Source organism: Pseudomonas sp. MN1F, from assembly GCF_009391885.1.
Taxonomy (GTDB): domain Bacteria; phylum Pseudomonadota; class Gammaproteobacteria; order Pseudomonadales; family Pseudomonadaceae; genus Aquipseudomonas.
Genome location: NZ_VZII01000029.1, coordinates 15376 through 30419, shown reverse-complemented (window position 1 = coordinate 30419; position 15044 = coordinate 15376). Strand labels below are relative to the sequence as shown.

Here is a 15044-nt window from a genome sequence, read left to right as displayed (position 1 = left end):
GCTATCCGACCAGGTAGCCCTTGATGCCGGTGAAGATGATTTGCGCCGCCAGGGCGCAGACGAACAGCCCCATCAAGCGGCTGACGATCTGCAGGCCCTGGTCACCGAGCAGTTTTTCGATGCCGTGCGAGAGGTACAGCACCAGGCCGACGGTGAAGCTGGCCAGGGCGATGCTGATGATGGCCAGCAGCTTGTCGTCCCAGTGGGGTTGGCCAACGCCCATCACCAGCAGTGCACCGATGGTGCCGGGGCCGACGGTGAGTGGAATGGTCAGCGGCACGATGGTCACGTCCTGCTGCACGTTGTCGGCCTGCACGGCCGGCTTGCCTTGGGCCATGCCCAATGCCGAAATGAACAGCACGCTACCGGCACCGATGCGGAAGGCGTCGGCGGTGATGCCGAAGATGCCGAAGATCACCCGCCCGAACAGATAGAGCAGCACGCTGGCCACCAGCGCGGCGAAGGCCACCTTCCAGGCCAGCTGCTTGCGCTCCTTGCTGGAATGACCACGGGTCAGGCTGATAAAGCACGACAGCACGAAGAACGGGCTATAGAGCACCAGCATTTTCAGGTAGACACTGAACAACTCGTGGAGCATTGGGTAGCCCTTGGCAGGGAAGGTGAGGAGAAGTGTATCAGCCGCATAGCGGTTGTTCGCACTGGCAATCAGGAAGTATGCGCAGGGTCAGCCTTGGCTTCGCGCTGATTGGCCCAGTACTGGATCAGCTCGCGCAACTGCGACAGCTCCACCGGCTTGGCCATGTGCCCGTCCATGCCGGCCAGCCGTGCGCGCTCCTTGTGCTCTGCCAGTATATGCGCGGTGAGCGCCACCACTGGAGTCCGCTGGCGCTGGTTGGTGGTTTCCCAGGCACGCAGCTGCTGGGTTGCGGAGAAACCGTCCAGCACCGGCATTTCGCAGTCCATCAGTACCAGGTCGTAACGCTGTGCCTTCATCGCCTGCAAGGCCTCCTCGCCGTTGCTGGCGGTATCGGGCTCCAGGTTGAGCTTGCCGAGCATGCCGCGGATGACCTTGGTCGAGATGCTGTTGTCTTCGGCCACCAGCACCCGGAAGTCGTTCGGTAGCTCAAGTGTGCCCTGCGCGCCGGGCAACGGAGCCGGCACGGTTTGCTCGCGGCCGCGTTGCGCCAGTTCTTCGGCCAGGGTGGTCTTGAGCGTATAGCCGGCAACCGGCTTGGCGAGAATGCGCTTGACCCCGGCATTGCGCGCGATGACCTTGCTGGGCGCGTTGCTGATGCCGGTGAGCATCACCACCAGGATGTCGTGGTTCAGGCTCGGGTCTTCCTTGATCTTGGCCGCCAGCTGCATGCCGGTCATGCCCGGCATGTTCTGGTCCAGCAACACCGCGTCGAAGTAGTCGCGCAGGTGCGCCTTGGTTCGCAGCAGGGCCAGCGCCTCCTTGCCGGACGGCACCGCGCTGACATTCATGCCCCAGGCGCTGCACTGCTGCACCAGCACTTTGCGGCAGGTGTCGTTGTCGTCCACTACCAGCACGCGGGCGTCGCGCAGTGGGCCGTCCAGGTCTGCCGGTGGCTGCTCCAGGCGTGATGGGTCGAGCGGCAAGGTCAGCCACAGTGTGTTGCCCATGCTGGTGCTGCTCTTGATGCCGAACTCGCCTTGCATCAGGCCGATCAGCTGCTTGGCGATGACCAGCCCGAGGTGGCCGCCGAGCTTGTTGCTGGAGAGGAAGTGGTGGCTGTGCAGTTCGGCCTGCAGCAAGGCTTCGCGCTCGGCAGCAGGCAGCGGATCCCCACTGTCCTGCACGGCAATGCGCAGGCGCGGGGTTTCTCCGCGCTGGTCCAGTGCCACCACCAGCAGGATCTCGCCCTGGGAGGTGTTCTTCAGGGCATTTTCCAGCAGGCTCGACAGCGCCTGGCGCAGGCGTGTCGGGTCACCACTGATGACCTGCGGCACCTGCGGCTGGGTGAAGCTGATCAGCTCGATGTTCTGCTGCTCGGCCTTGGCGCGGAAAATGTTCAGGCAGTCTTCGATCAGGGCGTTGAGGTCGAACTGCACGTCATCGAGTTCGATCTGCCGCGATTCGAGCTTGGAAATGTCGAGAATCTCGTTGATCAGCGTCAGCAGCTCGTTGCCGGCGCTGTGGATGGTCTGTACATAGTCGCGCTGCTTGACCGACAGCGGCGTGCCGAGCAGCAGTTCGGTCATGCCCAGGACACCGTTCATGGGGGTGCGGATTTCGTGGCTGATCTTGGCCAGGAATTCCGCCTTGGCGTTGATCTCGGCATCGCTGGCGGCCAGTGCGCGGCTGGCGCTGAAGCGTTCTTCGCTGATGCGCCGCAAGCGCTCACTGACGGCCAGGTTGAGCAGCAGGCCGCTGACCACGGTCATGCCCAGCAGGATGCACAGTAGCCAGGGCGTGGAGGTGCGGGTCAGGCCAAGCAGGGCGGGCAGGAGCACCAGGCCGCCAAGGTTGAACACCAGCATGGCGATACTGAACAGCCGTGCTGGCGCATAGCCCTTGTACCAGTGGTAGCTGCTGGCCAGCAGCATGGTCACGCTACCGATGGCCAGCAGGGCATAGGTCATCAGGTTGAGTGGCAAGGTGTCGACGAACAGCAGAATCAGGCCGCTGACAGCAGCGACCAGCATTTCGCCCTGCAGCAGGCGGTTGAGCCGCGGTGAGTTGCAGGGGGCGAAGAAATGTTGGGTGAAATACAGCCCCGACAGGCCGGCCAGCACCAGGGTCAGGTAGGCGGCCGGGGTTTGCGCACTGTGCCACAGATGCCACCACGGGCCGCTGAGGTTGAGCAGGATCAGGCCGCTGAGCAGCATCAGGCCGTGGTACAGGGCGAGGTACAGGGTGGTGCTGGAGCGGGTATAGATGAAGCGGATGAGGTTATGCAGGATGAGCATCACCAGGCCGCCGAACAGCATGCCGAACAGCAAGGGTTGGCTATGGTCGGAAGCCGCTACCGCTGCAGGCTCCAGGCTGATCGCCGGGCGCAGTTGGTGCTCCGAGACCAGGCGCAGGTAGATGTCCAGCGCGTGCTGGCTGTTGGGCAAGGGCAATACATGGTCGCTGCCGCGCAGGGTCGGGCTGCCAGTGCCGCTGCCGGCCTGGCGGCCATGGTGCAGCTGGCGCAGCAGCCTGTCGCCATCGAGGGCGTACAGATCGAGGCGGGACAGGTCGGGGGCGAAGATGCGCAGCAGCTGCTCCTGATCACCCGGTTCCAGGCGATAGTGCAACCACAGGGCCTGTTCGGCCGGTGCGGCATCGAGTTCACCAAGGGTGATCGGGCTGAACTGGCTGCGATAGCGATCGGAGCGCACGTCGCTCAATTGCAGGTTGGCCTGTTCATCGAGCAGAACGGACCAGCCTCCGCCCTGTTCGGCCGAAACCGGCAACAGGCAGAACAGGGTCAGCAAGCTGACGATCAGAGCTGTGGCAATCCGAAGCCGACGCACTACGAGATCCCTTCCTAGCCGATGTGCCAGATGCTAACTATGCGCGGCGCGCCAAGTCGAAGGCAAGGCCCGCATGGGGCCCTGTCGACGAGCCGGATGCCGCATGCACAAGGTGCTGCGGCAATCCGGTACAACTTACTGCTGGTGCTCACCGCGCTCGCGGGCGATGGCCCGGTAGCCGATGTCGGTGCGGTAGAAGCTGCCGTTCCAGCTCACTTCCTTGGCCAGGCGGTAGGCCTGTTGCTGGGCATCGGCAACGCTGGCACCCATGGCGGTGGCGCAGAGCACGCGGCCGCCGTTGGTGACGACCTGGCCGTCCTTCAGCGAAGTACCGGCATGGAATACCTTGCCTTCGATCTTGGCCGCAGCCTCCAGGCCGTTGATCACGTCGCCCTTGGCGTAGTCGCCCGGGTAACCGCCGGCAGCCAGCACCACGCCCAGGCTTGGACGCGGATCCCACTGTGCTTCGACCTTGTCCAGCGCCTTGGCGAAGGCGGCTTCGATCAGCAGCACCAGGCTCGACTCCAGGCGCAGCATGACCGGCTGGGTCTCAGGGTCGCCGAAGCGGCAGTTGAACTCGATGACCTTGGGGTTGCCCGCCTTGTCGATCATCAGGCCGGCATACAGGAAGCCGGTGTAGACGTTGCCTTCTTCGGCCATGCCACGCACGGTCGGCCAGATCACCTGGTCCATCACGCGCTGGTGCACGTCCGGGGTAACTACCGGGGCAGGCGAGTAGGCGCCCATGCCGCCAGTGTTCGGGCCGGTGTCCTGGTCGCCGACGCGCTTGTGGTCCTGGCTGGTGGCCATTGGCAGCACGTTGTGGCCGTCGACCATGACGATGAAGCTGGCTTCTTCGCCGTCGAGGAACTCTTCGATGACTACCCGCGAACCCGCCTCGCCGAAGGCGTTGCCGGCCAGCATGTCACGCACGGCGGCTTCGGCTTCTTCCAGGGTCATGGCGACGATCACGCCCTTGCCTGCAGCCAGGCCGTCAGCCTTGATCACGATCGGTGCGCCTTTTTCCTGCAGGTAGGCCAGGGCCGGCTCGATCTCGGTGAAGTTCTGGTAGTCGGCGGTCGGGATCTTGTGGCGCGCCAGGAAGTCCTTGGTGAAGGCCTTGGAGCCTTCCAGCTGGGCCGCGCCCTTGGTCGGGCCAAAGCAGTCCAGGCCACGGCTGCGGAACAGGTCGACCACGCCGATCACCAGCGGCGCTTCCGGGCCGACGATGGTCAGGTCGACGTTCTTCTCGGCGAAGTCGGCCAGTTGCTCCAGGGCGCAGACGTCGATGGCGACGTTCTCGCACTTGGGCTCGATGGCGGTGCCGGCGTTGCCTGGGGCAACGAAGACTTTCTCGACGCGTGGGTCCTGGGCGACTTTCCAGGCCAGGGCGTGCTCACGGCCGCCGCTGCCGATGATCAAAACTTTCATGTCAAAACCTCGAAATCTGTCGAACGAGAGACCGTGCCTCTCGCTGTACGAGGTCGCAATGAAGCAGGTAGATGCAAGGCGGGGCCGGTTCCGATGAGCGCAGTTGCCTTCTGGCAATGAGCATCAGCGGAAACGGCCCCAACGCAGCAGATGCCTGCTTCAGTGCGGCCGATTGCCGTAAATCAGTGGCGGAAGTGGCGCATGCCGGTGAACACCATGGCGATGCCGGCTTCGTCGGCAGCAGCGATGACTTCAGCATCACGCATCGAGCCACCTGGCTGGATCACGGCGCTGATACCCACTTTAGCCGCATTGTCGATGCCGTCGCGGAACGGGAAGAACGCATCCGACGCCATCACTGCACCCTGCACCTGCAGGCCAGCATGCTCGGCCTTGATGGCGGCGATGCGGGCGGAGTTGACGCGGCTCATCTGGCCGGCGCCGACACCGATGGTCTGGCGCTGCTTGGCGTAGACGATGGCGTTGGACTTGACGAACTTGGCCACTTTCCAGGCAAACACCAGGTCGTGGATTTCTTGTTCGGTCGGGGCACGCTTGGTGACGATCTTCAGGTCATCGGCGGTGATCATGCCGATATCGCGGCTCTGCACCAGCAGGCCACCGTTGACACGCTTGAAGTCCCAACCGGCAGTACGCTCGGCTGGCCACTCGCCGCACTCCAGCAGGCGCACGTTCTGCTTGGCCGCCACCACGTCGCGGGCAGCCTGGGAGATCTTCGGCGCGATGATCACTTCGACGAACTGGCGGTCGACGATGGCCTGGGCGGTTTCGCCGTCCAGCTCGCGGTTGAAGGCGATGATGCCGCCGAATGCCGACTCGGTGTCGGTGGCGTAGGCCAGGTCGTAGGCCTTGCGGATACCGCCTTCGTCTTCAGGCACCACCGCCACGCCGCACGGGTTGGCGTGCTTGACGATGACGCAGGCTGGCTTGACGAAGCTCTTCACGCACTCCAGCGCGGCGTCGGTGTCGGCCACGTTGTTGAACGACAGTTCCTTGCCCTGCAGCTGCACGGCGGTGGAAATGCTCGCTTCGCCTTTTTTTGCTTCAACGTAGAACGCCGCGCTCTGGTGCGGGTTCTCGCCGTAGCGCATTTCCTGGGCTTTGACGAACTGGCTGTTGAAGGTGCGTGGGAACTCGCTGCGCTCGGCGGTCGACAGGGTTTCCTTGGCCTGGTCGATGGTGCCCATGTAGTTGGCGATCATGCCGTCGTAGGCGGCGGTGTGCTCGAACGCCTTGAGCATCAGGTCGAAGCGCTGGGCGTAGGTCAGGCCACCGGCCTTCAGGCCTTCCAGCACGCCGGCGTAGTCGCTGGCGTTGACCACGATGGCGACATCCTTGTGGTTCTTGGCTGCCGAACGGACCATGGTCGGGCCGCCGATGTCGATGTTCTCGATGGCGGTCGGCAGGTCACAGCCTGGCTTGGAAATGGTGGCTTCGAACGGGTACAGGTTGACTGCAACCAGGTCGATCGGCTTGATGCCGTGCTCGTTCATGATGGCGTCGTCGGTGCCGCGACGGCCGAGGATGCCACCGTGGATTTTCGGGTGCAGGGTCTTCACCCGGCCATCCATCATTTCGGCGAAGCCAGTGTAGTCGGCCACTTCCACCGCGTTCACACCGTTGTCCTTGAGCAGCTTGTAGGTGCCGCCGGTGGACAGGATCTCGACACCGAGCTGTTGCAGCTCACGGGCGAATTCGAGGATACCGGTCTTGTCGGAGACGCTGATCAGGGCGCGGCGGACTGGCAGGCGGGTAGTCTGGTCGGTCATTTCGGGTTCCAATAACGCGGTGGAGTCAGCAAAAAAGGCGTCTCTTCGCAGAGGCCGCCTTTTCTGATTGGGATTCTGGCTTACAACAAGTCGTACTGCTTGAGCTTCTTGCGCAGGGTGCCACGGTTGAGCCCGAGCATCTCACTGGCCTTGGTCTGGTTGCCCTTCACGTAGTTCATCACGCTTTCGAGCAGGGGCGCCTCGACTTCGGAGAGCACCAGGTTGTACACGTCGGTGACGGTCGCGCCTTCCAGGTGTGCGAAGTAGTTGTGCAGCGCCTTCTCGACGCTGTCGCGAAGGGTCTGGCCCTCTTCGCTCGGCGTGTTCAGGTGCTGTTTGAGGTTGGCGTTGTCGCTCACGGGCGTTGTTCCACTCACTAATGTCTCAGTCATCATCGTCATGCGGCCACCCCTTGTCCGTCCTCTGTCTCAAGGCTCTGTCGACGCTCGCTGAAATACGCGCGAACGTTGGCGCACTGCGCTTGTGTGTCTTCCAAAGCGTTGAACCGGGAGCGAAACTCCTTGCCGCCGGGTCGTGTTGCCAGGTACCAGCCCACGTGCTTGCGGGCGATACGTACGCCCATCACGTCGCCATAGAAGGCATGCAGCGCGGCCAGGTGCTCCAGCAGGATGCGTTCCACTTCGTCCAACTGCGGGGCCGGCAAATGCTGGCCAGTCCCCAAAAAATGTTCGATCTCGCGAAAGATCCACGGCCGCCCCTGGGCCGCCCGGCCAATCAGCAAGCCGTCGACCCCGGTGGCATCCAGCACCGCCCGGGCCTTTTCTGGCGAAGTGATATCGCCATTGGCGAAAACCGGGATCGACACCGCCTGCTTGATGGCAGCGATGGTGTCGTATTCGGCCTCGCCGGTGTACAGGTCGGCGCGTGTGCGGCCATGCACCGCCAGCGCCTGGATGCCGGCCTGTTCAGCGATCTTCGCCACGTTCAGGCCGTTCTTGTTCGCCCGGTCCCATCCGGTGCGGATTTTCAGGGTCACCGGTACGTCCACCGCGCCGACCACGGCGTGGAGGATTTCGGCGACCAACGCTTCATCTCTCAATAAAGCAGAGCCTGCAGCTTTGTTGCAGACTTTTTTTGCCGGGCAGCCCATGTTGATATCGATGATCTGGGCGCCTGCCTCGACGTTGGCCCGGGCCGCCGCCGCCATCATCTGCGCATCACCCCCGGCGATCTGTACCGAGCGTGGCTCGGGATCACCTTCATGGATGCGGCGCAGGCTGGACTTGCGGCTGTTCCACAGGCTCATGTCGCTGCTGACCATCTCCGACACCACCATGCCAGCGCCCAGGCGCTTGCAAAGTGTACGGAAAGGCTGGTCCGTGACCCCGGCCATGGGCGCGAGGATCAGGTTGTTGCGTAGTGTGTATGGGCCGATGCGTACCGCCGACATAGGTGTTCCCTGTTGTGGGGCCGAATCATTGGAGTCGAAAAAGGGTTGGCATAATACCCGCTCTCGGTGACCGGATAAAGAAGGATTTGGATAAAATCTGAACAGTTGCGAGCTGTAGCGCTGAGCTTCAAGCGGCAAGCTTCAAGCGGCAAGAGGCGAGAGACCGGCTATCGGCTCGCTTGGCTTGCAGCTTGCAGCTTGTCGCTTATTCCGGCGAGCGGAAGCTGAGGCTGTAGTTCACGGCCTTGGGGCCTGGGTCGAGAATATCGAGGGCGATGTGGATTGGTGTCTGGCTGGGCATTTCGCCGCGCCCGGCCAGTTCACCCGACAGGTATTCGCTGGGCTTGAACCGACGGCTGGCGATCAGCTGGCCGTTGAGGTCGGCGAAGCGCAGCTCCAGCAGCGGGAACGGCTGGGCGAACGGTGCGCGGTTGTAGATGATCGCATCGACGATCAGCGCGCCCTTGAAGTCCGGGTGGCTGCGCACCACCAGGTTGCTGCTCTTGATCCGGCCAATATCGACGCGGGTCGGCACTTGGCAGCCGAGCATCGGGCACACTTGCTGGAAGATTGGCCGGTACTGGTCCTGGCGGGCCAATTCGTCGAAGTGGAACCATACGTACTGGAATGCCAGCAGGCCTGCGGCCAGCAAGGTCAGGAAGCTCCACAGCAGGCGCTTGCCCCAGTTGGGCCGGGGTTTTTCCCAACCCAGCTGCAGCGGGTCGTCGACCACCTCGACCAACGGCTCCTTGCGTGACGGGCGCTCCGGCTTGGCGGCAAAACCGGGCTCCAGGCGTTCGCCGGGCAGCGGCTCGAGCGGGTCGTCGTCGCGGGCCGAGAAATGGAGGTCGGTGTCGTCGTCATCACGGGCGCTCAGGCCCTTTTCGTGAATGACGTCGTCATCGTGTTCGTCGAACCGTTGCATGGGCTCTGGCTCGGCAGCGCGCTGTGCAGGCGGTTCATCGTCGAGGTCGAGGTCCAGGTTGCCACCGAGGGTTGGCTCGGTGCGATCCCCTGGCTCTGGCGCCAGGGGCTGTTCATCCAGCAGCACCGGGGTCGACGCGTGGGCCTCATGTGGCTCATGCGGCTCATGCGGCTCGTCGGTCGCGGTACCGAACAGTTCATCAGCATGCTCATCGGCCGCCGGCTCGTCGCGACGGGCCTGCAGAGCGGCGCCCTGGGTGTCCGGGCGCGCCTCGGAAGGCTCGCCACGTCGTTCGAGGCGGGCAAGTTCCTGGTCCAGATCGAGCTCATCCAGGGCCTGGGCGGTGACGGCCCAGTCCTCTCTCTCGACCGGTAGCGGCTCGCTGGCAAGCGGTTCCGGCGCCACGACCGGTTCGACCACCGCTGGCGGTGGCGTTACGGGCGCGACACTGGCCGCGGCACGGTTCTGCTCCAGCAGCTGCTTGGCCGCGTTGAACACCTGCAGGCAGTGACCGCAGCGCACGACGCCGCGAGCCACGCTCAACTGGTGATGGGTGACGCGAAAGCTGGTCTGGCAATGCGGGCACTGGGTGACGAAACTGTCGGTCATGCGGCGATCCGGGAGCTGTGCAGAGAACTATTCTAGGCCCGCTTAGCGGCGCCGACCACTGATGCGCACCCAGCCGTCGCGTACGACGATCGGGTCCAGATCGAAATCGGCAGCGTAGGCGGCAGCCACTTCCTCGCCCTGTTCGGCGAGGATGCCCGACAGGGCCAGCAGGCCACCTGGGCGGACCAGGCCGGACAGCTGCGGCGCCAGCGACACCAAGGGGCCGGCGAGAATGTTGGCGACCAGCACATCGGCCTGGATGGCCGGCATGTGCTCGGGCAGGTACAGCGCGAACTTGTCGTCGGCGATGCCGTTGCGCTGGGCGTTGTCACGCGAGGCTTCGATGGCCTGCACGTCGATGTCGGTACCAACGGCCTCGCGCGCGCCCAGCAGCAGGGCAGCGATGGCGAGGATGCCCGAGCCGCAGCCGAAGTCCAGCACCTGGGTGCCTTGCAGCTGCTGGCCGTCGAGCCATTCCAGGCACAGTGCGGTGGTCGGGTGGGTGCCGGTGCCAAAGGCCAGGCCCGGGTCGAGCAGCAGGTTGACCGCGTCCTGTTCCGGGGCCTCGTGCCAGCTCGGCACGATCCACAGGCGCTGGCCGAAGCGCATTGGCTGGAAACCGTCCATCCAGCTGCGTTCCCAGTCCTGGTCCTCGATCACCTCGGCCTGATGCTCGGGCAACTCGGCGCCGGTCAGCAATTGCAGGTGGGCGAATACCGCTTCAGGCTCGGCGTCGGCTTCGAACAGTGCCAGCAAGTGAGTGTGCGACCACAGCGGGGTGGTGTTGAGGTCGGGTTCGAAGATCGGCTGGTCTTCGGCGTCCATGAACGTGACCGATACGGCGCCGACTTCGAGCAGGGCGTCTTCGTAGGTTTCGGCTTGTTCCGGGCTGATGGCCAGGCGTACTTGCAGCCAAGGCATGGCGGGCACCTTTGGTAAATCTGACAGGGGCAGCCCTAGGCTGCGCGAAGCCTGGCAGTTTACGCGAGTGCGGGGGGTTTGTAGAGCAGAGCCGGCAGACCGCGTCGCCTACTTCGCGGGCACGCCCGGTCCCACAGGTATTCCACAGTGCGTGAGGCCTGTGCAGTACCTGTGGGAGCTGGCTTGCCTGCGATGGGCCGCAGAGCGGCCCCGGCGATCTCAATGCCTGGCGAGGAATTCGGCCATCTTTTGATTCACCTGCTCCGCCGCCTCCATCTGCACCATGTGCCCGACCCCAGGCAGCACAAGCACCTCGGCCTCGACCCCGTCGGCATGCGCCGCTGGAATGATTGCATCCTCGGCCCCCCAGATCACCAGTGCCGGGTGCTGCCCGAGCACCCCACGCAGGTCATGCCGCTGGCGGTCACCGTCGGCCAGCGCCGCCGCCAGTTGCCGTAATGCGTCGTCCACGCCTTCCAGCCGCTTGAACTTGAGCATGTCCTCGAGCATCTGCCGGGTCACCAGCCCCGGGTCGGCGAACAGCTGCACCATCTGCGGCTTCAGCGCATTGCGGTTGGCAGCGGCGACGAAGCCTTGCAGGTACTGACCATTGATTGTGTCACCCAGGCCGGCACTGGCCACCAGGCTCAAGCTCGCCACCCGCTGCGGTGCCAGGCGCGCCACATTCAGGCTGACCGCGCCGCCCATGGAATGCCCGGCCAGGTGGGCACTGGCGATGTCCAGATGATCGAGCAGGGCCAGCACGGTCTCGCTCAATTCATCCAGGCCACCTTTTGCCAGGGCCTTGGCCGATTCACCATGCCCCGGCAGGTCCAGGGCAATGACCCGACGCTCGGCCGCCAGCGCCGGGTGGTTGAACAGCCAGTTGTTGAGGTCGCCGCCAAAGCCGTGCACCAGCACCAACGGCGTGCCACCTTCACCCAGCTCGAACCAGCGCAGCAGGCGCCCGGCTACCTCGGCCTTCTGCGGTGCCGGCCCCTGGGCCTGGTCGGCGCCGCCTTCGGCGACGAACTCGGCCTGGAAGCGCTGCACCACGGCGTCGATCTCCGACTCCTCGGCTTCACCTTCCACCACCACGGCCAGCAGCGCGCCGACCGGCAGGGTTTCGTCGGGTCGCGCCACCTGGCGGCGCAGAACGCCGCTGAACGGCGCCTCGACGCTGCTGCTGATCTTGTCCGTTTCGACATCCAGCACTTCGTCGCCCTTGCTGATTTCGTCCCCCTCCTGCTTGAGCCAGGCGTCGACCCGGCCTTCGGTCATCGACAGGCCCCACTTGGGCATGGTCAGGGTATGGATCTGGCTCATGCGGCACTCCTTGCAGCTTCGATCACCTTGCGCACCGCCGCTTCGATCTTCGCCGCGTCTGGGATGTACAGGTCTTCCAGGGCATCGGAGAACGGCACAGGGGTGTGCGGCGCGGTGACCATCTCGATCGGGCCCTTGAGCGCGGCGAAGGCCTTTTGTGCGACCAGTGCGCTGATGTCGGTGGCCATCGAGCAGCGCGGGTTGGCTTCGTCGATCACCACCAGGCGGCCGGTCTTTTCCACGCTTTCGAGGATGCTGTCCTCGTCCAGCGGGCTGGTGGTGCGCAGGTCCAGCACTTCGCAGTCGATGCCCTGGCGGGCCAGGTTGTTGGCGGCTTCCATGGCCACGTGGACCATGCGCCCATAGGTCACCAGGGTCACATCGTCGCCGTCGCGCAGGAAGTTGGCCTCGCCGAACGGCACGGTATAGACCTCCTCCGGTACCTCGCCCTGCATGCTGTAGAGCAGCTTGTGCTCGCAGAAGATCACCGGGTCGTTGTCGCGGATCGCCTGGATCAGCAGGCCCTTGGCGTCATACGGCGAGGAAGGGCAGACCACCTTCAGGCCGGGGATGTGGGTCCATAGCGAGGTGAGCATCTGCGAGTGCTGGGCAGCGGCGCGCAGGCCGGCGCCGTACATGGTGCGCATTACCAGCGGGGTGACCGCCTTGCCGCCGAACATGTAGCGAAACTTGGCGGCCTGGTTGAGGATCTGGTCCAGGCAGCAGCCGGCGAAGTCGACGAACATCAGCTCGCACACCGGGCGCAGGCCTTGGGTGGCGGCACCGACGGCGGCACCGACGTAGCCGATTTCCGACAGCGGCGCATCGAGCACGCGCCCCGGGAACTGATGGTACAGGCCTTTGGTGACACCGAGCACGCCACCCCAGGCGTCCTCTTCACCCGGGGCGCCTGCGCCACCGGCAACGTCTTCGCCGATGATGAACACGCTGGTGTCGCGGCGCATTTCCTGGGCCAGGGCTTCGTTGATAGCCTGCTGATAGCTGATTTTTCTAGCCATGGTGGTTCTCCTGTTGTTCTTGTTGTCCGGGCTCAGGGGTAGCTGACGTAGACGTCGGTGAGCAGGTCGGCGGGCTGCGGCTTGGGGTCGGCCTTGGCGCGGCGCACGGCGTCCTCGATCAGGTCGTCGACACGGGCGTCGATGGCGTCCAGTTGCGCTGCCTGCAGCAGGCCGGCACGGGTGGTCTTGTTGCGGAACTGCAGCAGGCAGTCGCGGGACTCGCGCAGGTTCTTCACTTCGTCCGGGGCGCGGTAGGTCTGTGCATCGCCTTCGAAGTGGCCGTAGTAGCGGCTGAGCTTGACCTCGATCAGCGACGGCCCTTGCCCGGCGCGGGCGCGCTCGATGGCGGCGCCGGCAGCCTCGTGCACGGCAAAGAAGTCGAAGCCGTCGATGGTCACCCCTGGCATACCGAAGCCGGCAGCGCGGTCGGCGATGTGGTCGCAGGCCACCGACCAGGTCGAGGCGGTGGCTTCGGCGTAGCCGTTGTTCTCGGCGACGAAGATGCACGGCAGGTTCATGATCGAGGCCAGGTTCATCGCCTCGAACACCGCGCCCTCGTTGGAGGCACCATCGCCGAAGAAGGCCACGGCGACGTTGTCGTTGCCCTTGATCTTGGCCGCCAGGGCGGCACCGGCCACCAGGGGCGCACCGGCGCCGACGATGCCGTTGGCACCGAGCATGCCTTTTTCCAGGTCGGCGATGTGCATCGAACCGCCCTTGCCGCCGCACACGCCGGTCTTCTTGCCGTAGATCTCGGCCATCATGCCGTACACATCGACGCCCTTGGCAATGCAGTGGCCATGGCCGCGGTGGGTCGAGGCGATGCAGTCGCTGTCGCGCAGGTGCGCCATGACCCCGGCGGCCGAGGCTTCTTCGCCGGCATACAGGTGGACGAAGCCGGGTATCTCGCCGGTGGCGAACTCCACGTGCAGGCGTTCTTCGAAGGCGCGGATGGTGCGCATCACTTCATAGGCATGCAGCAATTGCTCTGAACTGAGGTGAGTGGACATCTTGTTGTTCTCCAGGGTTGTCTCAACACGGGGTTGCAGGGTGCAGCCGATGGCCGCGCGGGACGGCCAGCAGGTGATGACGGGCGGCATGTGCCAGCACGGCCTCGACCTCAACGGTCAACGGGCCTTGCAGGTCGAGGGTGATGGTCGGGGTGTCGTGTTCGGCGAACTCGATCTCGCGCTCGCCATCCAGGGCCAGGGTGCCGGCGGTGAGGCTCAGGCGGTGCGCCACCCCCGGGCTGAGCATGCCGCTGGCGGTGATGCCGCAGCCTTGCAGCAGGCCGGGGGCCAGTGGCGCGAGCAAGGCCTGTTCGGCGCCGGGGTTGAGCCGCACCCAGGCGCCGTGAGGTTCATGGCGGGTGACCGGCTGCCACAGCCCGCAGAGCGCAGACAGGCCAATGGCGTGGGGCTCGGCGAAGCAGGCGAAGATTTCGCTGAGGTCTTCGCTGCGGCTCAGCGCGCGGGCGCCGATGAAGCGTTGCGGCGACACTGCGACTTCGACCAGCGCCCACTCGCACAGCTGTTGCTGCGGCACCCTCACCAGCAATCGCTTGTTACGGCGCAGGCCGATGCTGGCCGGTACCCGGCCGCCAGCGAGCAGGCCGCCGGCGAGGCCGGCGCTGGTGGCTTCGCGCAGTTCCGGGAAGGCGTTGTTGGTGCCGGTGGACAGGGTGAGCAGTGGGGTGTCCCCAGCTTCGGCCGCCACGGCCTTGTGCGTGCCGTCGCCACCCAGCACGGCGATCATCGCCACGCCGCGCTCGACCATCTGCCGGGTGGCCAGGCGGGTATCGCTGACGGTTTGAGTCAATGGCAGGTCGAGCAGTGCCAGGCGCGGCCAGTGCTGGGCCTGTGCCACGGGGCCGAGGCTGGCCTTGAGCACGGCGGCGGCGATGCCGGTCATGTCGGTGGGCAGCAGCACCTCGGCCACGCCAGTGGCGCCGAAGGCGGCGAGCAGGCGCTGGATGACCGAGGCCTTGTCGGTGCTGGAGTAGAGCCCGGCGTTGCTGGTCAGGCGACGCAGGTCGCGGCCGGAGGCAGGGTTGGCAATGATCCCGATGGTCGGGGCGGGCTGCGGCATGGCACACCTCATGTTCTTGTTTGCCTAGGCTTGAGCAAGGTGGGTGCCAGCTTTCTTCGCATGCCCTGCAAGGGCCGTTG

Annotated in this window: 12 protein-coding genes; all 12 read right to left on the bottom strand. The window is 65.0% G+C overall.

What is annotated here, in order from left to right; all coding sequences use genetic code 11:
- Window position 1 precedes the first annotated feature (1 nt).
- On the bottom strand, window positions 2–598 hold the full coding sequence (locus tag F6X59_RS15325; protein WP_152956937.1) for a MarC family protein: 597 nt from the start codon (window positions 596–598) through the stop codon (window positions 2–4).
- Between the two features lie 68 nt (window positions 599–666).
- Window positions 667–3444 carry a response regulator gene (locus tag F6X59_RS15320; protein ID WP_372240401.1) on the bottom strand — a complete coding sequence of 926 codons (2778 nt, stop codon included), beginning with the start codon at window positions 3442–3444 and terminating at the stop codon, window positions 667–669.
- Window positions 3445–3579: 135 nt separating this feature from the next.
- On the bottom strand, window positions 3580–4875 hold the full coding sequence (gene purD / locus F6X59_RS15315) for a phosphoribosylamine--glycine ligase (protein ID WP_152956935.1): 1296 nt from the start codon (window positions 4873–4875) through the stop codon (window positions 3580–3582).
- Window positions 4876–5057: 182 nt separating this feature from the next.
- Window positions 5058–6665, bottom strand: coding sequence for a bifunctional phosphoribosylaminoimidazolecarboxamide formyltransferase/IMP cyclohydrolase (gene purH / locus F6X59_RS15310; protein WP_152956934.1), 1608 nt, complete (start codon window positions 6663–6665; stop codon window positions 5058–5060).
- An 80-nt stretch (window positions 6666–6745) separates the two neighbouring features.
- Window positions 6746–7066, bottom strand: a complete 321-nt coding sequence (gene fis / locus F6X59_RS15305; RefSeq protein ID WP_008093076.1) for a DNA-binding transcriptional regulator Fis — start codon at window positions 7064–7066, stop codon at window positions 6746–6748.
- A complete protein-coding gene (gene dusB / locus F6X59_RS15300; protein WP_152956933.1) occupies window positions 7063–8076 on the bottom strand; it encodes a tRNA dihydrouridine synthase DusB in 1014 nt (337 codons plus the stop codon). The genes fis and dusB overlap by 4 nt, the downstream gene beginning before the upstream one ends.
- Window positions 8077–8281: 205 nt before the next feature.
- On the bottom strand, window positions 8282–9610 hold the full coding sequence (locus F6X59_RS15295) for a DUF3426 domain-containing protein (RefSeq protein WP_152956932.1): 1329 nt from the start codon (window positions 9608–9610) through the stop codon (window positions 8282–8284).
- 42 nt (window positions 9611–9652) lie between these two features.
- A complete protein-coding gene (prmA, locus tag F6X59_RS15290) occupies window positions 9653–10531 on the bottom strand; it encodes a 50S ribosomal protein L11 methyltransferase (RefSeq protein ID WP_152956931.1) in 879 nt (292 codons plus the stop codon).
- 219 nt (window positions 10532–10750) lie between these two features.
- Window positions 10751–11857: an acetoin dehydrogenase dihydrolipoyllysine-residue acetyltransferase subunit gene (locus F6X59_RS15285; protein ID WP_152956930.1), complete on the bottom strand. Its 1107-nt coding sequence runs from the start codon at window positions 11855–11857 to the stop codon at window positions 10751–10753.
- The gene (locus F6X59_RS15280) at window positions 11854–12876 is read right to left on the bottom strand and encodes an alpha-ketoacid dehydrogenase subunit beta (protein WP_152956929.1); all 1023 of its coding nucleotides are present in this window, start codon (window positions 12874–12876) and stop codon (window positions 11854–11856) included. Before F6X59_RS15280 ends, F6X59_RS15285 begins: the two co-directional genes overlap by 4 nt.
- 32 nt (window positions 12877–12908) lie before the next feature.
- Window positions 12909–13886 (bottom strand): thiamine pyrophosphate-dependent dehydrogenase E1 component subunit alpha, encoded by a 978-nt coding sequence (locus tag F6X59_RS15275; protein ID WP_152956928.1) that lies wholly within the window; start codon window positions 13884–13886, stop codon window positions 12909–12911.
- Between the two features lie 22 nt (window positions 13887–13908).
- Window positions 13909–14964, bottom strand: coding sequence for an NAD(+)/NADH kinase (locus F6X59_RS15270; protein ID WP_152956927.1), 1056 nt, complete (start codon window positions 14962–14964; stop codon window positions 13909–13911).
- Window positions 14965–15044 lie beyond the last annotated feature (80 nt).

What these genes read in the sequence shown, in the direction of transcription:
- purD (WP_152956935.1), bottom strand. Translation starts at nt 4,875, where the DNA reads ATGAAAGTTTTGATCATCGGCAGCGGCGGCCGTGAGCACGCCCTGGCC.
- F6X59_RS15280 (WP_152956929.1), bottom strand. Translation starts at nt 12,876, where the DNA reads ATGGCTAGAAAAATCAGCTATCAGCAGGCTATCAACGAAGCCCTGGCC.
- F6X59_RS15295 (WP_152956932.1), bottom strand. Translation starts at nt 9,610, where the DNA reads ATGACCGACAGTTTCGTCACCCAGTGCCCGCATTGCCAGACCAGCTTT.
- purH (WP_152956934.1), bottom strand. Translation starts at nt 6,665, where the DNA reads ATGACCGACCAGACTACCCGCCTGCCAGTCCGCCGCGCCCTGATCAGC.
- fis (WP_008093076.1), bottom strand. Translation starts at nt 7,066, where the DNA reads ATGACGATGATGACTGAGACATTAGTGAGTGGAACAACGCCCGTGAGC.
- F6X59_RS15275 (WP_152956928.1), bottom strand. Translation starts at nt 13,886, where the DNA reads ATGTCCACTCACCTCAGTTCAGAGCAATTGCTGCATGCCTATGAAGTG.
- F6X59_RS15270 (WP_152956927.1), bottom strand. Translation starts at nt 14,964, where the DNA reads ATGCCGCAGCCCGCCCCGACCATCGGGATCATTGCCAACCCTGCCTCC.
- F6X59_RS15285 (WP_152956930.1), bottom strand. Translation starts at nt 11,857, where the DNA reads ATGAGCCAGATCCATACCCTGACCATGCCCAAGTGGGGCCTGTCGATG.
- prmA (WP_152956931.1), bottom strand. Translation starts at nt 10,531, where the DNA reads ATGCCTTGGCTGCAAGTACGCCTGGCCATCAGCCCGGAACAAGCCGAA.
- F6X59_RS15325 (WP_152956937.1), bottom strand. Translation starts at nt 598, where the DNA reads ATGCTCCACGAGTTGTTCAGTGTCTACCTGAAAATGCTGGTGCTCTAT.
- dusB (WP_152956933.1), bottom strand. Translation starts at nt 8,076, where the DNA reads ATGTCGGCGGTACGCATCGGCCCATACACACTACGCAACAACCTGATC.